This window comes from Ferrimicrobium acidiphilum DSM 19497, from assembly GCF_000949255.1.
Taxonomy (GTDB): Bacteria; Actinomycetota; Acidimicrobiia; order Acidimicrobiales; family Acidimicrobiaceae; genus Ferrimicrobium; species Ferrimicrobium acidiphilum.
Map to the genome: position 1 here is coordinate 1 of NZ_JXUW01000027.1, position 20321 is coordinate 20321.

General features: G+C 56.0%; 18 protein-coding genes. 8 read left to right on the forward strand and 10 right to left on the reverse strand.

Annotated features, from left to right (window positions below; genetic code table 11):
- From FEAC_RS15985 to FEAC_RS11265, 5 genes are all read left to right on the forward strand, one after another.
- On the forward strand, positions 1-189 hold a 189-nt coding region (locus tag FEAC_RS15985; RefSeq protein WP_236684647.1), incomplete at its 5' end, for a hypothetical protein.
- Positions 190-701: 512 nt separating this feature from the next.
- Complete coding sequence (locus FEAC_RS11250) at positions 702-1922, forward strand: hypothetical protein (RefSeq protein ID WP_156099332.1); 1221 nt, start codon at positions 702-704, stop codon at positions 1920-1922.
- A gap of 646 nt (positions 1923-2568) precedes the next feature.
- A complete protein-coding gene (locus FEAC_RS16460; RefSeq protein ID WP_369128210.1) occupies positions 2569-2757 on the forward strand; it encodes a type II toxin-antitoxin system YoeB family toxin in 189 nt (62 codons plus the stop codon).
- A gap of 92 nt (positions 2758-2849) precedes the next feature.
- Positions 2850-3272: a phosphotransferase-like protein gene (locus FEAC_RS11260; protein WP_052566280.1), complete on the forward strand. Its 423-nt coding sequence runs from the start codon at positions 2850-2852 to the stop codon at positions 3270-3272.
- Between the two features lie 22 nt (positions 3273-3294).
- Positions 3295-3807 carry a TIGR02391 family protein gene (locus FEAC_RS11265; protein ID WP_052566281.1) on the forward strand — a complete coding sequence of 171 codons (513 nt, stop codon included), beginning with the start codon at positions 3295-3297 and terminating at the stop codon, positions 3805-3807.
- A 143-nt stretch (positions 3808-3950) separates the two neighbouring features.
- Here the strand turns inward: FEAC_RS11265 and FEAC_RS15295 are convergent, their stop codons facing one another.
- Complete coding sequence (locus FEAC_RS15295; RefSeq protein WP_152623211.1) at positions 3951-4793, reverse strand: hypothetical protein; 843 nt, start codon at positions 4791-4793, stop codon at positions 3951-3953.
- A gap of 409 nt (positions 4794-5202) precedes the next feature.
- Here FEAC_RS15295 and FEAC_RS11275 point away from each other — a divergent pair, with 409 nt between their 5' ends.
- Entirely contained in the window at positions 5203-5844 is a 642-nt protein-coding gene (locus FEAC_RS11275; RefSeq protein ID WP_035392122.1) for a hypothetical protein, read from the forward strand.
- A gap of 153 nt (positions 5845-5997) precedes the next feature.
- Here the strand turns inward: FEAC_RS11275 and tnpB are convergent, their stop codons facing one another.
- The 7 genes from tnpB to FEAC_RS15635 form a co-directional block, all read right to left on the reverse strand.
- On the reverse strand, positions 5998-7422 hold the full coding sequence (tnpB, locus tag FEAC_RS11280; RefSeq protein ID WP_052566283.1) for an IS607 family element RNA-guided endonuclease TnpB: 1425 nt from the start codon (positions 7420-7422) through the stop codon (positions 5998-6000).
- Positions 7419-7985 (reverse strand): IS607 family transposase, encoded by a 567-nt coding sequence (locus FEAC_RS11285; protein ID WP_052566284.1) that lies wholly within the window; start codon positions 7983-7985, stop codon positions 7419-7421. Before FEAC_RS11285 ends, tnpB begins: the two co-directional genes overlap by 4 nt.
- A gap of 253 nt (positions 7986-8238) precedes the next feature.
- Positions 8239-9390, reverse strand: coding sequence for a DNA polymerase IV (gene dinB, locus FEAC_RS11290; protein ID WP_035390874.1), 1152 nt, complete (start codon positions 9388-9390; stop codon positions 8239-8241).
- Between the two features lie 925 nt (positions 9391-10315).
- Complete coding sequence (locus tag FEAC_RS11295) at positions 10316-10786, reverse strand: methylated-DNA--[protein]-cysteine S-methyltransferase (RefSeq protein WP_169741677.1); 471 nt, start codon at positions 10784-10786, stop codon at positions 10316-10318.
- Entirely contained in the window at positions 10783-12288 is a 1506-nt protein-coding gene (locus FEAC_RS11300) for a DNA-3-methyladenine glycosylase 2 (protein WP_035390870.1), read from the reverse strand. Before FEAC_RS11300 ends, FEAC_RS11295 begins: the two co-directional genes overlap by 4 nt.
- Before the next feature lie 384 nt (positions 12289-12672).
- The gene (locus FEAC_RS11305) at positions 12673-13707 is read right to left on the reverse strand and encodes an aldo/keto reductase (RefSeq protein ID WP_035390890.1); all 1035 of its coding nucleotides are present in this window, start codon (positions 13705-13707) and stop codon (positions 12673-12675) included.
- Positions 13708-14398: 691 nt separating this feature from the next.
- Positions 14399-14569: a hypothetical protein gene (locus FEAC_RS15635; RefSeq protein ID WP_156099306.1), complete on the reverse strand. Its 171-nt coding sequence runs from the start codon at positions 14567-14569 to the stop codon at positions 14399-14401.
- 507 nt (positions 14570-15076) lie between these two features.
- On the opposite strand from FEAC_RS15635, the gene FEAC_RS11315 reads away from it, so the two are divergent.
- On the forward strand, positions 15077-17056 hold the full coding sequence (locus FEAC_RS11315) for a WD40/YVTN/BNR-like repeat-containing protein (protein ID WP_052566285.1): 1980 nt from the start codon (positions 15077-15079) through the stop codon (positions 17054-17056).
- A 385-nt stretch (positions 17057-17441) separates the two neighbouring features.
- Here the strand turns inward: FEAC_RS11315 and FEAC_RS11320 are convergent, their stop codons facing one another.
- The gene (locus FEAC_RS11320) at positions 17442-18713 is read right to left on the reverse strand and encodes a YbfB/YjiJ family MFS transporter (protein ID WP_081901201.1); all 1272 of its coding nucleotides are present in this window, start codon (positions 18711-18713) and stop codon (positions 17442-17444) included.
- Between the two features lie 251 nt (positions 18714-18964).
- The gene (locus tag FEAC_RS11325; protein WP_035390866.1) at positions 18965-19345 is read right to left on the reverse strand and encodes a zinc ribbon domain-containing protein; all 381 of its coding nucleotides are present in this window, start codon (positions 19343-19345) and stop codon (positions 18965-18967) included.
- A gap of 566 nt (positions 19346-19911) precedes the next feature.
- On the opposite strand from FEAC_RS11325, the gene FEAC_RS11330 reads away from it, so the two are divergent.
- Positions 19912-20319 (forward strand): MerR family DNA-binding protein, encoded by a 408-nt coding sequence (locus tag FEAC_RS11330; protein ID WP_035390864.1) that lies wholly within the window; start codon positions 19912-19914, stop codon positions 20317-20319.
- The last annotated feature ends 2 nt before the right edge of the window (positions 20320-20321 follow it).

The following is a 20321-nucleotide window of genomic DNA, read 5'->3' on the forward strand; positions in this document are numbered from 1 at the left end:
CACTTTAGTCCTGATGAGCTAGCGCACACCACAGATGCATGTAATGCTTGTGCTATCCTTTGTACATCTGAAGAAACAGGTGCCAATTACTTCGAGAGCCACAACGATCCAACTGTTCAGGTAAAGCGACTGAGCAAGCGGATTGAAGCTCTCGGGTTTGAGGTCACCGTAACCGAGAGGGTTGCCTAGGCCAGAGCATCTCACAACGCAAAGACCAGCTCGCATCGTCGGATGCTTAGGTTTTGTCGTCCTTATTTTTCCTGGTAGGGGGCATTACACTTTAGAAGCGGCCAGTTGTATTGGAAGCTAGACGTATGTCGGCCCACCGTACTACTGGAGACCAACAGGTGTTGTCCAGCCCGCATGGTTGAGAGTTTTGCTGCGATCGACGCGGCTGTCAGTTCGTCTCGCAGAAAATGTTACCGAATCCTGAACAACTTTGAATGCTTTAGACAACTACTGGACACACCACCTATTCTGAAAAGCGCTGTTACGAACTCATTACCTCTATCTAAGAGTTCAACAATCAACAACTATTCAGTTGGAATAACCGGCATCTGGTTGTAAACAGACTCACCACCGATCTGACGAGCACTCAAATGTCACCGATACAGTCAGCAGGAACACCGAGAACGGACTGAGGAGACGACGAGCTGTGCCCCAACCCTAGCTTCTCAGTGGAGGCGAAGTATACTGCGGATATGCACGCACGGATAGGAGCGCCTCGAAGAGCCAAGGCTATTGGTGTCGTGCCGGTAGCGCTAGCGTTCCTCATCTCCGCCTGCTCCTCCCCGACATCCTCCAGCGCGCACAAGGTCACACCTGGAATGCACCTAACGCCGGTAGTGATCCCCACTGGCGCTCCGGTGTTCCTGGGTGGTGCTTCTGAGAGCGATGGCAGCGGCCTGTTGACCTTTAATCCGCAGGTCCCGAGTTCGAACACACCAAAGCATTTCATCCCACCGGACTCGGCCTTGTTGGCCGGTGTATCGAGCAGCGGCAAGCTCCGACCACTGTTGACAATCGCCCAAGGACGTGCGCTGATATCCCCCTTCAAGCGCTCGGGCGGGAGCTTCGTCATGTCAGCATCATTCGTAAACTCCAAGATCGGATGGGCCACGCTCTGGAGTGCCGTATCCGCTACAGGAATCGTCGTCAGGACGACTAGCGGAGGGAGATCTTGGTCCCGGATTAGAGGCACCTACAGCGCGGGCAATGGCTCGAGTCTGATCGTCACCGCGGTGAACGCAACAACCGCTTGGCTGGAGATCACACCAGCGGGAGCGAATGTTAGTGACTATTTCTACCGCATCACTGCTGCGGGCCAACAAGTCCAACCGGTCTGCCTCTGTGACGGAGGGCCGACGTTGCTCGGGGTGCTGAGCCAAAGCGATGCGATTGGAGCGATATCGCCATTGGACAACCAGCCGCCAACGCCGGCAGGTGTCTCATTCTTTACATTCTCGGACACCAAGAGCACAATCTGGACTCCTGCAACTCCTCTTCACTATGCGCTCGCTACAGGAGGGTTGCGTGAGCAGCCAGAGGTCGTCGGGATCACAATGGGACCACACAAAGGGATCAGCAACGTAGTGGTAGAGACGAATCATACCGTGAAGGCGAGGATCAGGATCTCGGATATTCACGACTTGCCTTCTGCCACCTTTGGCCCACACGGCTCCTTGCTTCTTGGGTGGGTAACCGAACAGGGTGACGCGAAACTGGCACTCTTTGCCCCAGGTCAAAGCAAGCCGTATAGAACCGCGGACCTAGGCAGTATTGTCCCGAAACACGGAGGAGCGGGACCGATCGGACCTCAACCAGTGACAGTTCAGAGGGCAGGATCATCGTTTCTGGTGTTGAGTGCGGAATCGCTTCATAACTTTGGCGTTCTCAGGCGTGCCTGGACCGTGTCCGGCTGACAAGCAGGCTGGATTCGCTCACCGAAGGCGACACCGGTCCCCACGTACCTATGCGGCTTGGGTCGTCTAGACTTGTTCGAACGCCATTCAGCAACACATGGGGGGTCCTCGAATGTCGATGTCCCCTACGGGAGCTCCTGTCCACCGGCAAGGTGAACCAAACCTTTGGCTAGTTTGCCGAGACCAGATCTCCCCAGAGTTCTAAAAGGCCAATGGCCAAGCATTCCTTCCACCGAGCCAAAGGTGCAGGGAGCAATCGCTGACTCGAGATCGAGGGGCACCGCGACGGACTAGCTTTCAGCCACCCAAAGTCGTCTACTACCATCACGTAGTCAACTAGGTTGACTCCCATATCAGAGTAGGAGGTCAACATGGAGTACCCGGGACGACACGAAGTCCCGAATCGCTCGGGCACATACTCCAACAGGCTCGCTTGCTCTCGAGGCTGACCCAACGCGAGTTCGCCAACCGCCTCGACACCACCCAGCGTCCCATCTGGGAGCTCGAGACGAACAAGTCGTCGATCGCCATGCTACGACTCCTCCCATACCTGGTCGATTGCGACATGACCCTGACCGCGACCATCGCAAGGATGGGCGACCGCAATGACTGAACTCACCGTCGAGATCTATGGCACCTTGATCCGATTCGGAAGCAACTTCGACGTCCAGGGCGGCGGCGCTGGCATGACGCCGGTTTTTATCACGCGTATTGGCCACAAATTGACGGCGCCATCCGCATGCGGATCAAACGTTTGCTCAACAACACCTCACGTGACCGAACATGCGGGGTCGGCAAGCCTGTGCCACTCAAGTACGCGATGGGCGGCACCTGATTGCGATCGATCACCGAGGAGTACCGGCTCGATTCCGAAGTGCTCGAGGCGGACTTCGTGATCCTTTGGTCCTGCCGTTACTATGAGAAGTCATGACTCAGGTGATCGTGCTGAATGGCGGCTCGAGCTCAGGGAAGTCCTCGATCGCGCGAGCCCTCCAGGACATCTTGCCGAAAGTATGGCTGACCTTCGCAGTGGATGCCCTGATCGAGGCGCTCCCTGGTCGAGGCGACGATCCCCGCTCGGGACTGGTCTTCGAAGCGGACGGCACCGTCACCGTCAAGACCGAGTTCCGAGCCCTCGAGGACGTCTGGTACGCGGGCCTGGCGTTCATGGCTCACAACGGCGTGTCGTTTATTCTCGACGAAGTCCTACTGACCGGAGGTGTCGGACAACGACGACTGCAAGCCGCATTAAACGGCATCAACTTGTTGTGGGTCGGCGGCCAGGCACTCACTTCGAGAGTCCATTGGCGGATGGCTAGATCGTCGGTACCACACCCCATCGCCTGTTGAAGTTAGAAGGCGTATCGTCGCTTTGCTTGGGCAGCAGGGTTGGCACGTTCGTGATGGCCGCCTCGTTATAGGACAGCGGCTGTACGTGGAACCCGGAACCGCTATGTCACTTGGGCGCGATGCACTGCTGGCAGGGCTTCATGCGAATATTCGGAAAGTCATCGAGAGGTTCGTCGAAGACCACCTTGACGTTGCCATTTTTGAGTCATTCAAGGCTATCAATTACCGAGTGAAGGAGATGAGCAGTCTCGATCTCGACGGTAGCAAGCTCATGGACGCAACATTAAACGTAACGAACCCGAAGATTCGCTTTGCGGACCTGTCCTCGCAAACTGGGAAGGATGTCCAGCAAGGTTTGCATTTCCTCTTCAAGGGAGCCGTACAGGCATTTCGAAACCCTGATGCTCATGAACAGTTCAGGCTGCTTGACGAAGAGGAGGGGCTAGAGGTGCTGGCATTCGCTAGCATGCTGATGCGCAGACTGGTTCGGGCAGACACAGCTAGCCAAAACTCGTCCCAGGAGTCGGCGCAGTAGAAGTCGTCACCGGCGGCGCAACGGTGGCCGTCAGGGTGGATGAGTTCGGTATCGACTGGGCACCCGCACCGAACACAGAAGACCCGCGACACTTCCCTTTACAGCGGGAGGCTCGCCATTTGCTCGAGCTGTAGAGAACCCGTCTACCCTCGGACGGGCTCGCATAGTTGAGGGCCTTGGGCTTGTTGGCTATCAGTTGGCATCTGAGAAGTGTAGGTATCTGTGCTAAGGCTAAAGTACAGCTTGGCGCCAGTCGTCGTCGAAACTACAACTCCGCCTGGAAGAACGTTGTCAATGGTAGTCAATTGAAGACCACTCGGAGCTGGGAACGTCTTTCGCTTCGCTGAGTCGTACCCAAAAAGAGATGTAGTCGCCGGAGTGATCGGGACTGCTGCGTCTGTCCATGGCTGGAGCGCGATCTGCGAATCGGTGATATGTCCAGATGGACTAGAGTTATCTTGGACCACACCACCTATGAGATGAACGCGTGTGGTGCTCGCACCTGGGGTTACACAGACGAAGGCGCCGACGGTGGATAATTGGATACCTGGAACCTCGAAGCCATTTACAACCGGCACTTTAGAGATAGGAGTAGAGGTAAATGTCCAGCCAGAGGCAGTCATATTGCCATAGCCGGATCCAGCCTCTGCCAACACGCCAATCTCGTGATTGTACTGCTGGGTCAAAGACTCCTGTCCGGCTTGAGCCTGTTGCTGGAGTTGCGAGACTTGCTTGGATGACCTATGGCCTGCATTGGGACTCTCTACGTCCTCTAGCGTTCTAAGAAAGATCGACTGCAGGGTACTGGAGGAGGAGGGATTCGACGGCGTGGATGCTGGGTTCCATGCAAAACTTCTGGCTACCGCTAGGTAGTTATCCTGGAAATGTTGGGGCCAATGCTGAAATTCTTGAACTTCAGTGCTGGATAGATCCTGTAAGCTCCACTCAGCACGAGTGCTCCCGGAGAACCTTGGCGGAAGACTCACGCTATCAACAACATGGGTGGATGGATCTCGCGCATGTGCGGTGCCAACAGTGATAACTACTGCACCAAGAACTAGAGCGCCAATGGAAACCAGGGAAACCGCCCGATGATTTTTGATAAGCCGCCCGATGGATTCTACTTGCGTTTACTCACCTTTCTCGGATAGGTCCGGAGGGCACTGGACGGCCCTTTGCTGCCGACACAACAATAATACATGTCAGTAACGCATTGGGCTAACGAACGGTATGCGATCCACCTGAAGCGCGAGTGGGTCGAGTGGAGTGGAGATGCGACAAACGCTCATAATCCAAAGGTCGCACGTGTGGAGAGCCACATCATTGCAAGAGTCGCAGGGCTGATCGATAGCGAGCACAAACGGAAAGTGATAGGATCACAGCACGAGAGCTCTAGTGAATGTGTTCCCTGAGATAACCAAGAATCGCAAGGTACTCTATATTGGAGGTGTAGCGGCAGCCGTGGTGGTTGCAGGCTCGCTTTCGCTAATGATGCCAAAGAGTTCGGGCGCGTCAGAGTTGCCAGGGTTGTCCGGTCTGACGCCTGCGAAGGCCGCTCATCTGCAACAGCAGATCTTGGCTCAACAGCAGGAGAGCGCGTCGAACCATTCCACTCAAAGTTATGCTCAAGGACTTGCTCAGGTGCAAAAATCATCTGTTCCGGCGTCCAAGTTGCCTTTTCCCACTGGAATTCAGAACATCAAGCAGTCGGGCCTGGGTCCATCGTTCATCGTCTCGAATGAATGGGATACGGTCATGAACAGTACAGAATATGTTGTCTACTGCGGTGGTGTGGCGTCAGCTGCCGACTTAACGACAGGCGGCTCGGCTGTTACGACTGGCGCGGTTGAGGTCTGGAAGAATATCGACTCAGGAGCAACAGCTACCCCTCAAGAGGTCGGTCTCTACAAGTTTGCGGGATCAGCGTCATCAGCGCTTAAGGCCACCAGCGCATCTGAAAGCACTGTTACTTTGGCCTACAAGACCGGAACGGTCACGTTTGACCTTGCAAACGATTCCTTTTTGCCATCATCGTAAGCGACTACTCCAACGAAGATCTGGGAGCTGGTATTGAGCGGGGGACAGTCCTGAGGCTCTCTTCTCCGCGTGGGGTCTGGAGTGGCGAATCCTATGTGATCCACCTCTCATGCGAGAGGATCAACCATAATAGATGCGGGTGGAAACGCTTGACTAATCTGGCCCCACCACGCTTGACCAATCTGGCCCCACCCTCAACACCACGGTTCGTAGACTTGAAGCATTCTCATCGCGATCTACCTCAACGTGGCAGGTATCACAGGTCAGCCTTTTAGCGAGCTTTGCACCCGTTAGTCTGCCTCCGCAGTTGTGGTGGATCTGTGATGACGGGAAGAAGCGATTTACAACGACTACCTTCACTCCCACACGTTCTGCCTTGTAGGTAAGCGTTGGTCGGAAGGCTCCGAGTCCGGCATCGGATACCGAACGGCGGAATGCCCGTCTTCCCATGCTCCGTTTCATGGCAGCGAGGTTAAGGTCTTCAATCTTAACTTCGCTGTAGTTATCCACCAGATAACGAGTCAACTGGTGGATGCTTTCACGACGGATGTATACGGCTTTACGGTCTAACTTGACAAGCTTGGCTTTCGCTCGCCTGTGACCGTGTGATCCAGGTATCCGTCGTGAAAGAGTGCGCCCAACCCTGCGGCGCTCTGTGAGTGTAGCACGTAGTGGTGCTGGGTTGGGGAAAATTGTTATGCTGCCGTTACTGTCAGCCACGGTAGCTAGTGACCGTAGTCCTAGATCGACGCCAGCCTTGCCGGCTTTGGGTGACTGTCCCGATGGAGACACGATCTGTGTTCTTACGGCCATTTGGCAAGAGACGAACAACCTCCCCCATCTCTCCGATAAAGTGCAGTTGAGTAGTCGAGCGTTGTTTTTGGCTAGGTGTCGCTGTATTCTGCGAGTGTTCTCTTTAGAGCGTAGACCCCCTATGGTCGGCAGCACAATCGTCCGGCGATCATCCTCAAAGCGCATAGCGCCAGTCGTAAAACGTACTCTGTTCTGGTCTTTTCTCTTGGACTTGAACTTCGGGAATCCGACCTTCCTGCCCTTGCGACTTCCGCGTTTTGAGCTTGACCAGTTAGATAGCGACTGCACTAGGTCGGCTATACCAGAGGCATACGCTTCTTTGGAGTTGTCTCCCCACCAAGGCGCGACCTCGTCCTTCTCTTGGTTCCACTGTTTACGAAGAGCCTCAAGAGTCCACGGCGTAGATGGGCAACTCGCGTCTTTCTTCTTAGCCTCCATGTCTGACTTTACTTTGGCTAGCGCCCAGTTGTAGGCGACTCTTCTGGCTCCGAAGTGAGATCGAACAAGAGAAGCCGATTGTTGATCTTTTGGCCATTCTACTTCAAAAGAGGCACCTGCAACCGTCCATCCAGTCGGAACCTTTTCGCCGGTATCGTTGCATAACCCGAAGAGTACACTGACCGACTCTAGAGCATCTCGGTATTGCTCAAAATCTCCAGCTAGCGCGACTTTCCTGGTCGGTTTACCGTCATCGAGAAGAACTTTGCCTCCGGTGAGATCGGATACTTTCTGAGCCTGTACTTTTGTGCGCATCACTGCAATCATGAGCACACCGCACCAATAGCACGCTGAGCTTTGTTAACAGCTAAACGACGACCATAGAGACGAGCGCATAGTGACGTGAGCAGTTCTGTAACATCTCGTACTAAGTCGTCATCTACCTCAGCAGGGTCTACGACGACGAGTTTCCTTGATTGAGCCTCAAGTGCGGCTTCTATGTATTCAGCTCCAAACCGGCAGAAACGATCTCGATGCTCAACCAAAATTGTGCTTACTTTTGGATCTTTCAGTAGAGACAAGAACTTACGCCTATGCCCGCCAAAAGCTGAACCAACTTCTGTGACTACACGATCTATTGAGTACCCATGCTCTGTAGCCCAAGTAAGGACTCTGGCAACCTGACGATCTAGGTCTGGCTTTTGATCTGCAGAAGACACTCGCGCATATATCACGGCAGACTTAGGCACGGACAGCTGTGACTCTAAGTCTCGAACCAATATGAGTTGGCCAACTTTGCGGGCAGGTACAGGCAAAGTACCGGCACGATACCACTTAAATGCCGTTTGAGGATGTATACCTTGGGAGAGTGCCCACTCACGCAGGTTCATTACATCCTATTGTAGTACATCTGTACGTCAACTGTTGGAACCCCATCCGGAGCACCAAGAAGATTGACGTCACTGAGACCGAGCAAGATCTCGGCTATGCCGGTCGCATTTTGTTCCATAGGGGTCCTCCAGTGATGAGCTTTTCCCAATCCCATTCTGACAGTGCCCCTGTGACCCTCCCAAACTCACCCTGGTGCGTGGTTACAGCTGGCTAGATGCCCCACTTAAATCCTAAGTATCCGCGAACCGTCTGTCATGACAGTTGCGCCAGTTGATAATGCATGATCTCATCCAGCAAGCTCAGCTGCCCACTGTCTGAAGAGTTGACCTTTGCATCGGCACAGGAGCTAACCGTCACTCCCAGCAAGCGGACTGATGCGGGAACCGGCAATCCTGGTGGGACAGCCTTAGCAAACAGCTCGGGCAGACAAGCAGAGATCTCCTCGGCCCGCCATATAGGCTGTGCGACAGTGTGCGCCCGTGTTACCGTTTGAAAGTCGCCGAAACGTGCTTTGACGCTCACGGTTCGCCCTGTGAGCTCGAGTTCATGGAGACGGCGCGATACTTGTCCGGCCATCTCCTGCAGGGTGTTCAACATGACCGTCCGGTCGCTCAGATTCTCCTGGAAGGTACGCTCATAGCCCACGGATTTACGCTCGCGATGCGGCTGAACAGGACGCAAATCTATCCCTCGCGCCACTTCGTAGAACCAGAGGCCGGTCTTGCCAAACCGCCTAGTCAGGGTCTCCTGGGGTGTATTCCGGAGATCCAGAACCGTGTGAATCCCCATTTTGGACAGCCTTTCCACCGTGGCAGGACCAACACCGTGTAGCTTGCTAACGTGAAGCGGTGCCAAGAACGTCAACCCGCGATCAGGTGGAATCACCAAAAGACCGTTCGGTTTACGCCAATCGGATGCCAGCTTTGCTAGTGCTTTGTTATAGGACACTCCCGCCGAAGCAGTTAATCCTGTCTCCCGCTCGATACGTGCTCGGATCTCCTTGGCGATCTGGACTGCCAGTGTCCCATCTGTGGTGGCAGCTGTTACGTCAAGAAATGCCTCGTCCAACGAAAGCGGCTCGACCAGGTGTGTGTAGCTGCGCAGGATCCTCATGACTTGTTGTGAAGCCGCACGGTAGGCGTCCATTTTTGGGCGAACAAAAACCGCCTGTGGGCAGAGCACTCTGGCGCGTGATGCTGTCATCGCGGAGTGAATGCCGAAACTTCTGGCCTCATAGCTGCACGTCGCCACCACCCCGCGACTTGCAGGGTCTCCACCGACGACAACCGGCTGTCCCATGAGTTCAGGGTGGTCCCTTTGCTCTACGGCAGCAAAAAAGGCGTCCATATCCACGTGAATGATCTTGCGAATATGGGAGGGCTTCTCAGTGCGTTCGTCCAGCAATCGTGAACTCCTCGACTGCCCAGATCCTATCGACGCGCCCCTTCCTTGGATCAGACACTTCGACAGAACTAGCAGCTAGACAATACTATGCAAGTACAGAGTACCACTGTCTTTACACGCCTATTTCCCTCTATACGGCGGTCCCCTTGATACTTCCCACGGTTCGCGAACGCGCTCCGAGAATCCAACACGCACCTAGACCACACCAACCCTGTGAACTCGACTGTACTCGAAGCGGAGGATCTGCAGGAACTGGACAGACAGGGCGTGGAGGGCAAACCGCGGAAGTCGTAGTGGGAACTGTGCAAATGAGGAAGGCATATGACAACACTGACCTGGGATTTAGCGGAAACAGCGGAAGTTTCATAATTGGCGGTATCCACTTGCTCAGGACTACCTGTAGGAAACGTTACGGATGAGCGGAAGTGACAGCGACACTTCCTCACCTGCGCAGCGCCTTCCGCTCTTGCAGGTCGGAGCTGATGCACGATCGCGAGTGTTCGAGATTGCGAACTTGTTGGCCGTCAGAGTTCAGGGACCAAAACAACGAAATCACTGATCCCTAGCCCAGTACTCTAGCATCGCACGGCAGCTCCAAATCAGAAGAGTCCCAAGCGATGCCCCTACTCGACCACATGGTTGTCACAATGTCAAGTGAATACGGTGCCAGTTGGGCACGGTGCCGAGTGGCCACGGTGTCTGCTGATCCGGAACTCGGAGGAATCAGGGTCCACACCTGACCGCAGCTGTTCGGTAGGTAGGTGTCCAAACGAGAGCACCTATCTGCAATCTCGAGGGCTCGTTTAGATCTCTTTGTGCGAGCAGAAAGAACCTTCGCGGTTTGCCGTGCGCACCGGTGACGGTGGGCAAACTCGCCGTTGCGGTCGAGGAGGTCCAGCTAGCGAACGGCAGCACCACTAAGTGCCTAACGCGCCTCCAGCTGGAGCAGGGCACGTTTCGCACTCAATCCTCCAGCGTACCCGGTTAGGTCGCCGTTGGCCCCGATCACCCGATGACAGGGAACGATAATAGCGATCGGGTTACGACCGTTAGCCATCCCTACAGCTCGCGCAGCGGTTGGTTGGCCGATACGCTGAGCGATCTCGCCGTATGAGCGGGTCTCGCCGTAGGGGATCTCGCGCAGAGCATCCCATACCCGACACTGGAAGCTGGTGCCAGTGGGCCTCAGAGCAACATCAAAGTCAGTTAGCTCGCCGGAGAAGTACGCCTCGAGTTGGGCGACCACGCGAGGAAAGCCCTCGGTATCCCTTACCCACTCGTTCTGAGAAGCGGGTGGATGGGCCGCATTCTCCATCACCAGATTGGTAATGCACTCTCCAAACCCGGCTAGCGTGATGAGACCGATCGGACTATCAATCGTTCGATAGCGGGTCAGTTGCATGCTACCTCCTCCTGTGGCCAACGGTTGATCGGATGATCCTGGGTGGCCCACAAATATTGCACAGCATAAGACCGCCATGGCTGCCAGCGTCGACTATGCGCCACCAGTGCCGCCGGACTCACAGGCAGGCCAAGCGCCGCTGCACCCTTCACTACACCCATATCGGTCGCCGGGAACGCATCTGGATCACCGAGTGCCCGCATGGCAATCAGCTCGACCGACCATGGGCCGATACCAGACAGCTCGGCTAGATGATGACGGGCACGCCTACAGTCTGCGCCGACGTCAAGCTCGACGGTGCCATCGGCCAGCGCACCAACGAGAGCCACAAGTGCTGCCCGTCGTGCCCTCGGCATCGCGAGTACTTCTGGATCAAGACTCTGTAATTCCTGAGGCGAAGGGAACACTCGACTCAGCCCACCGTCCGGGTCATCGATCGGGGTGCCGTGTTGCGCTACCAAGCGGGAAGCATGGGTGCGTGCTGCCTTGGTTGATACCTGTTGACCAAGCACAACCCGCACCGCCATCTCCGCCCCGTCCACGGTGCGCGGAATACGACGACCGGGTGAATTAGCAACCACACCGGAAAGTGCAGGATCATTGGACAGGCCAGCGGTAAACGCCTCGGGATCGGCGTCTAAATCGAGGAGTCGGCGACACCTTGCGATCGCAGTAGGAAGATCACGCAGGTCCTGAAGGACCAGTCGGCATGACACATGGTCACCGAGTGGCCTAAGCGAGACGATCCCGTTGGCGTTGGGTAGCCGGAGTGTGCGTCGATAGGCGCCGGCACGGACCTCCTCACATCCAGGTACACCTGTAGCTGCTAAGTGACCGAAAAGGCTCTCAGGCGCGAACGGCGAACGGAACGAAAGACGGAAGGTCAAACTGCCTGGAGTCCCGGAATCAAACGCCGATAGTTGTGTGCCACGACCGGTGGCTCGTACACGCAATTCGGTTGGCGTGCAGGCGAATACCGACCGCACGGTGTCGTTGAATTGGCGGATGCTCGAGAATCCAGCCGCGAAAGCGACATCGCTATAGGTCATGGCGGTCGTCTCGATGAGAAGCCGCGCCGTCTGAGCTCTGCTGGCTCGGGCAAGGGCAAGCGGACCGGCACCAACCTCAGCCACGAGGTGCCGCTCCAGCTGGCGGGCGCTGTAGTTGAGACGGGAAGCTAGTCCGGCTACGCCCTCACGATCGACGACACCATCTGCGATCAACCGCATTGCCCTAGCGACCAGATCCTGACGAGAATCCCATTCCGGTGAACCAGGCGATGCATCGGGGCGACAGCGCTTGCAGGCCCGGAACCCGGCCTGTTGTGCGGCTGCGGCAGTCGGGTAAAACGCCACATTCCGAGCCAAGGGCGATCGAGCTGGACAGCTCGGCCGACAGTAGATCCCAGTGGTGATTACGGCAGTCACAAACCAGCCGTCAAAGCGTGCATCCTTTGACTGCATAGCCCTAAAGCAGCTATCGAAGTCCTCATGCATATCTCAACCATAACAGCCCCAACATCCCTTAGCTAGCGGGATTCCGACATTGCAGTTAGTAGCTCATCGCTCCTACTCTATGCCGACGCATCGACTCTTATGATCTCGGAGTGGACGGGTACACAGTCCCCTACTCCCTCGCCTACCCTCTTGGGTTAAGGTTTCGGCCTGAGTGCAGCTCCGATGTTGTACGCACCAAACTGTCGGGCAACCCGATCGGGCTTGGCATAAACTAGTCCATCGCTATAGTCAGCTCCGTGCACGATAACCGCGACGAAGATGGCTGAGAACAAGTGGCAGCCAACTCTAGGGCAAATCTTCTTCGGCATCGAGCGCTGGCAAACCCTGCAAGATGGTCGAGTGTTCGATCAAGGCTTGCCTAGCTCAACGGTGACCCTCGATTTTCCGACTGCGTTGCTCTTGACCAGGTTCGCCGTAAGGATAATCGGCTGGATCAGGATCGCTAGCGATATCGAGACGAATCGTCTCATCTTTGCTCAGGTGCAACCCGCCGGCACCGAGATTATCCTCTAGTTGCTCGACAGTGCGTGCCCCGAGAATGACAGAACTAACCGCCGGACGGTCTGCCAACCAAGACAGTGCGACTTGAGCCATGGATACTCCCCGGCCGTCCGCGACTGAACGCACGGCATCAATAACCGCCCAAGTACGTTCTCGACCACGTCGACGCTGATATGCCTCGACTCCACGCTCAGGATCCTCGCCAAGGCGAGTGGCGCCCGTGGGTGCCTCATCGCGGCGGTACTTACCGGTTAACCACCCTCCGCCCAATGGAGACCAGGGCAAAAGACCTAATCCCTCAGATAGACATGCTGGCACGATCTCCCACTCGATCTCCCGCACCAGCAGGTTGTACTGCGGCTGCAAGGTTACCGGCCGAACATAGTTGCGGGCGTCGGCTACGTCCACGGTCTTCTGTAGTTGCCAGCCGGTGAAGTTGGACAGGCCGACATAGCGCACCTTGCCAGCTCTCACGGCGTCGTCTAGGCATGCGAGCGTCTCTTCAATAGGAGTGTGTGGGTCGTAGGCATGCACCTGGTACAAATCAACCGCCTCAACGCCCAGGCGATGGAGGCTGGCATCGAGTGCCCGGGTGAGATGTCGACGTGACAGTCCGGCGTCGTTTGGTCCGCCACCGGTCGGAAAACGCCCTTTAGTAGCTATCACCACCTGGTCGCGAATGTCCGTTGGCCTGGCCGCTAACCAGCGCCCGATAATCTGCTCAGACACCCCAGCACTATAGACATCAGCGGTATCTATGAGCGTTCCACCAGACTCGACGAAACGGTCAAGTTGCGCGTGCGAGCCCGCTTCATCGGTCTCCGATCCAAAGGTCATGGTTCCAAGTGCCAGAGTGGATACAGCGCAACCGCTGTTGCCCAGCTTGCGGTACTCCATCATCAGGTCCCTCCTAATCTCAGTGGCCCAAACCCACCGCATCAGTCTCGCGGATGGCCATCCGGGCTACCAACTCCTCATCCTAGACGACGCCTGGTGGCGGCGCATGCGAGCATGTCAGGTGGGGTTTTCGTTACCTCGGCATCATCTCTAAACGCCGAGACGGAATGGCCTACACTCCGGTACTGCGCAAACGCCAAAGAAATTGTCATCAATACAGCCAATAGTGGCTGCTCATGGGTAAGAATCAAGGGTAACTTCAATGCTCGAAATGGCGCAAACCACAGTAACCGCTGTCACCGCTTAGATGGAGTTAACACCCGCGGGAGCAAACATAAGCTTGCCTCCACCTCTCGATGACTTGCCCGGTAAGCCATCGTCACACAAACCAGTCCGACGATGGCTTCGCGTCTGGGATAGCCGATGCGTCCAGCTTCGCCTCCAGGAGAAACGCCACGCGCTCTCGTTTGGTTGTGTTCTCTGGGATTCTCCCACTCACCCACACGTAATAGTGTCGTACTGTTGATCTCATAACTGGGCATTACAACAAATCGACATAACAAAAAGACCATCTTCTGTTGAACATGATCGATCATCCGCCAACAGAATACGAAACTTCAGAATCTATTGAATCCTATTGATCGGCAGCTATTGACTAAGATGAGTAGCGCAAAGGCACCTAGCCTCCACGTTACCGATACTGGTCTGGGCCGAGACTCGGATCCGGCACGCCAGCCAGTCGATCGACTGCACCCCGGAGAGCATCGTGTCCGAGATCGGCGTAGACCTGATCGGTGATCCCGGTCGAGCTATGACCATGTGCTCCGGAAATCTCAGGTAGTGCGCATGCAGTCACGAGCATCCCGCAACAGTCTGACGGTATTCATAGACATGGCGACCGCCAAGATCTGCTCGTGCTGCGAATGCTTGGAACGCATGCGAGGTATTGTCCGGGTCGAAGCGAGTGGCGGAGGAGGCTTATGATATTTTCGTAGTTCTGGATCGTGTAGACTCAGACATGATGTCGTTGATCTTCAACGAACACTTCGACTACGGCTTCGATAGTGGAACCTTGACCCGTGCACGAATCCTATCGGTTAGACGGCGCGATAATCCGCAGGAACTCCAAAAACACCGGGTCCGAATGGTGATAGCGGCCACCTCCCTACTCGGCTGGTTGCGCGGTAAATGGTGTGAGCAAGGGTTGGCCAGACTTCTCAGCAAACGAAGCAGCATCGCTTCCTGCCATAACGCGTGCCACTCGTTCGGGAACGTGCCGTTCTCGATTCGACACACCTAGGCTTGGCCTTGGCAGACACTCTGAAACCTACCGATACGTAGACAAAGATGTGAGGAGATGTAACGAAAAGTGACCAAGTCAAGACCATTAGTCTCAGGTTTGATAGTGGCAGCCATCATCCTTTCGGGATGTAACCAATCAACGAAGACTCAGACAAGCCATTCAACGAAGACTCAGACAAAGAGCAACCAGCCTGCGGCTGTGGCGCCAAAGAGTTCATCGACCCCGTCGCAACCGATCATCCAGTCCGTAGTCGCGAGCATTCACGGACAGCCATATGGTAAGGGGCTTCAGGCTGTTCGTTTTGTCTCATCCACCACCGGATATATGGCCGGCAACGGCATCATCTTAAAGACAGCTGACGGCGGACAGATCTTCACTACAGCGGCGCATGCGAGCGTGAACCTTACGGGGCTGTCAGTTGCAAGGACCACGACGGCAACCGTAGCTGCCTGGGGTAACCACAGCATCCTGGTTAGTCACAACAGTGGATCGAACTGGTCAGCCTCGACACTTCCACACACTGTTCAACAGGTCGACTTTGCTACCTCTTCGATAGGATTTGCCATAACCGGTCATCAAGGGAGCCCAGCTGGATACGCAGCATTCCCAGCCTGGGTACTGTGGCGCACAATAGATGGAGGCGCCCACTGGATCCAAGTTCCAACATCAAGTCCACCGGCATCAATCTCCTTTGGTGCTGCGAGTGTAGGTTGGATGAGCACTGCCAACGGTGACATCTTTCGGACAGTGAATTCAGGCCAGACTTGGAGCCTCGTGACGCAGATTCCAACAACTAATGCCGAATCAACATCACTAAAGCCGTTCGTCTCTCTTCATGCGGCCTCAGCACAGATATGCTGGGCACTGGTAGTCGGCGGTAGTGGGATGAACCAAGCGTCTTACTCGGTGTTCCGAACAACCAATGGAACGAACTGGAGTCCAGTACTTGCAACTAGCACCGCTGGTGCGGGCCCCGCCCCTGGCAATCCGGGAAAGGTGCCTCCGGGACCAGGTTCCTCACCTGGTCCTATGGCCGTCGTGGGAGGATCGAGTAGTGCCGTGCTAGCGGGTGAGTGCAGGGCATGTGGTTTCGGAACGACATCAGTTAGTTCGACTCAAAACGCCGGGGCCAGTTGGAATAACTTCCCCACCATTCAAAATGGGGGCGCATCTATCAGCATGTCCTTTGTCTCTCCGAGCGAAGGGTGGCTGCTCGATAGCTCCGGGGCGGACATTTTCACTCTTCTTCAGACCCTCGACGGAGGGAGTACCTGGAAGGAGGTCTACCCAATGGCGCATCCTCATCCAGTCAATAGCGTGTCATTCGTCAATGCCCAAGTGGGCTACGGAGTCGGTGTACCTGGCGATGCTGGTGCCCTCCTAAAATCCGACAATGGTGGCCATACCTGGAGCGAGATTGGTCACGTGCCTACTGCTGCCAACGGCTTCGTTACCGCGCAATTAGTTTTTCTCACCGAACAGCACGGATTTTTAGTGTACAACAGTCCTTCCCCCAATAAAAGCTGGATCTACGAAACCAATGACGGGGGCGCGTCTTGGACATTGTTAAAGAATCCGAATGGGTATGGGGTTTCCCTCACGTTTACAGGCACTCAGGATGGTGTAGCTTTCAACCAGACACAGCACTGGGCCACCACCAACGGCGGCAAAACCTGGTTCCAAGTGCACCTCAAGTCACCGTGGCTACCGTGGCTCCCTGCCTCGGACCCTGCAGTGGCTGGGCTGTATCTCGCCGGACTAGCTCATCTGACTATGGCCAAAACCCTAACCGACATCGTTCACTCTCAAAACAGTGGACAATATGATCAGATAGGCTTCGCAGGCTCCCAAGTGGCTTGGACTCCGGACCAAAGCCAGACTGGCTTTCTCCTCACTACAGATGGGGGTGCTAAATGGAGCAACATACACGGTGTCAGCAACGTTGACTTTGTCAACGGAGAGGATGGATGGGCGTTGTCGGGGGGTTTGCTGCGGACCACCAACGGAGGCAAAACCTGGACGTACGCCTCGCATCCGACTCCTTGAGACCTGTGATCGCAGGGGCTTGCTGGCGCAGGAGTGCCGACATGAATCGCCTACACGAGCATGCGTGAAGGTATGCACTGTTGTACTCCATCTATTCCGATCAGTATCGAGTCGATGAGATCCCTGCCAAAGGTGCAGGTGAGAATCCCCCACAGAGAGGTGACCGGTCAGTCGATACCCTTCTGACTACCTTCTCCACCCTGGTCTTGGCACCCGCGGTTCCCGAGGCGCAGTAGGTTAACGGGAATAGGCTTGCACCGAGTCGCCCGAGCTCTTCATCGCCACTGTGGAAGGGCTTCGCGTTCGGCGCTTTTGAAGTTCATCGAATAACCAAAGCATACTTTTGACAAGGAAAGTGTCGCCGGGATGATCTACACCGCTCTCCTTAAACCACCGTCGGTGGGTCTGTCGGAACATCGACGGAGTGGCTAGTCGTCTCGTGGTGGCGCTGGGTAAGGGCGACCACTGCACCTGCGCCGAGCACAACCACCGACAGGGAAAGCCCGACGCTCAAGCCGGAGGGCCCGTCGGAGAGCACACCGGCGAGCACGGGGCCAAGGCACTGACCAACAGCAAAGGCCACCGTCAGTCCGGCGATCGCCGGGGTCCAGTAGTGCGGTTGAAGTGATCGCCGGGCGACTGCTGTGAATGCGGTGACCACCGACAGGAACGACCCTCCGAACAGCAGCGCCGATCCCATGACGGCCTCGGGTGACCGAGACAAGAGCGGCAGCAATGCTCCGGCGCCAAGCACCACCAGTACCGTGGCGGGTCCACGCCCCCCATGCAGCCTGGCGATCGGTCGCGCCCAGAGAAAGGCACCGGCGATCGAGGCCGCGCCGAGCACAACCCAAAAGACGGTGATCCCCCCGGGGCCCGTTCCGTGAGCCTTCAAGAAGGCTACGATAAAGGTCATATAGGCTATGTAGCCTGCCCCGAACAGCCCGTAGGAGAGGAGAGCTGGCCCGAGTCGCCGAGCTGGCCAGCGTCTATCAGCTACAGGTGGCGTCGGTGGCTCAGTACTAGCCAGAGCTACAGGGGTCGCGACAGCGAAGGCCACAGCCCCGAGACCCGCAAGTAGGACCCAACCCCATCGCCAGCCGTCAGCAACGCTCGTGGCGGCGAGAAGGTACGGGATCCCAAGTCCAGACGCGATGATCGCTGCCCCGCCCCCAGCAAAGTAGATGCCGAGCAGCCTGGCTGCCCGATGGGGAGAGATCGTCGAGGCGGACGCTGCGACGAGTCCGGCACCAGCGATGAAGGTGACTGCGCCCGATGCCCCGGCGATAGCGCGCAAAGCAACCAGCATCACAGTGCTGCCCGTGCTGCCCGTGGCGAAAAGTGCCAGCACTGTGACCCCGAGACCGATCACGAAGACCCGACGCGTCCCATAACGGCGCGCAGCTAGCGCCGTGAGGAGTGCCCCGAAAAGGTAGCCAAGGGCGTTTGCGGTGTTCATCGCACCCGCAGTAGCGAAGGACCAGTGCAGATCAGCACGCATCGAGGGTAGCAACAAAGCATAGGCGAACCGAGCCAGACCAATCGCAACTGCGGACCCCAGCGCCAACCGCAAGGCAACCGCGAGTCCACTCGGAGTACCGGAGTTCCCAACTGGCAAGAGTTGCCTCCAACGTCGGCGGGCGGAGTCAGTCGGCATGATTTCATCGTAGCCCCTCGTTACCAGCTCAACCAGACGGAATAGGCGAATGACCTTGGGATTCTACGAATATCGGCATGGATCAGCCTACGGCTCGAAGTATCGCCACTGGAGGTTGGCGCGGTGCCCGGTCCGCACCTTGGTCCGACACCCGACCTCTTTCTTGGATTCTGAGTGAATTGGAATTGCGTTCACCAGAGACGGTTGCATCCGAGTGATCAATAGTGAGCCCACTCATCATGATGCACCTTTTAAAAAGTTCTCGTCTCGGACTTCATGCTCACTCGCCCGAGAGTCGTTCTTGCCTCGCCAAGCACGGCCAGTATTGCTACCGGTCTTACATGCTCTATCTCCAGGTGATGAGTCATCCCATCATCTGAACTGCCGCCTGTACCAAATGGCCCGAGAACGAACAGGGCAGTGGACTCAACTAGCCCAGGACTGATAACCGACCAGTCACGGATATTTAGCGAAGCATTCTCATCGCGATCTACCTCAACGTGGCAGGTATCACAGGTAAGCCTTTTAGCGAGCTTGGCTCCGGCCAACCTGGTGGTGCAGCCGTGATGTAGTTGAGATGAGGGGAGGTAACGATCAACTACTACTAAACCCAGTACGCTTCTCGACCCCATGTGCCTTCGCCCCCTGAGTTCCATCTGCTAACCGCAGGCCCATTGTTATTCCCTCTTCCTCCAAGAGTGCGGATGAACAACGGGGGAACATTGGCAAACATTGCGAACTCCCATATCACAGCGAAACTCCAACTAGGGACGGTGGGAGGCTTGAACCAATAGGCTAGTAACAGCTCGGGCCTATCAGCAACTGCGGCCGGCGATTGGCATGCCACGGCGTATATTCCAGCTCGCAAAACAGTGGATTCGGACGATTGACCTCGCCCGAAGTTTTGTTTGATTCTCAGAGTGGCGCGAGGCAGTGCCAGCTCCCCCGAGTCAAAACTGTAGTCGATGTGATCTCGTTCTTTATCCTGCGTAACCGAGATCTGGTCAGAGTATGTCCTATCCTTGCAGGAGGCCGACCTCCGCCACGTGAGATAGTTGTTGTTACACCGCTAAACATCTAGGGCATCGCAATAAAGAGGTCCTCACAAAAGATAACCATCTTCGTGGATTTCCGTTTACGTCAACGGAAGTCATGGCTATAGTTACTTGTAACGTGTTCTATGCAAGGAGACAAGGCAGTGGAGGAAGAGGCTTCTGCAAATGAGTCCTGGGAGATCACTGAGTTAACCTCTGAGTTCGATATTACCGCACGAACCTTGCGCCACTACGAAGAGGTAGGTCTCTTGACGCCTCGGCGCGTAGGCAATCAGCGTCTGTACTCTGCGCGCGACCGCGTGCGCATACGGCTCATCCTTCGCGGTCGACGCTTGGGGTTTAGTCTCCCCGAGATTCAAGAGATGCTGGATCTCTATGACGCCGACCCCACCGAGGCAACTCAACTGCATGAGGTGATCGAGCGCGGTGAGGCAAAGTCTCAGCAAATTGAAGCCCAGATTGAGGAGCTACAGGAGATTCTTGCTGAACTTCAAGAACTGAGTACGCGGATGAAGCACCGATTGGCGATGATCACTTCAAGAGAGGAGTAACG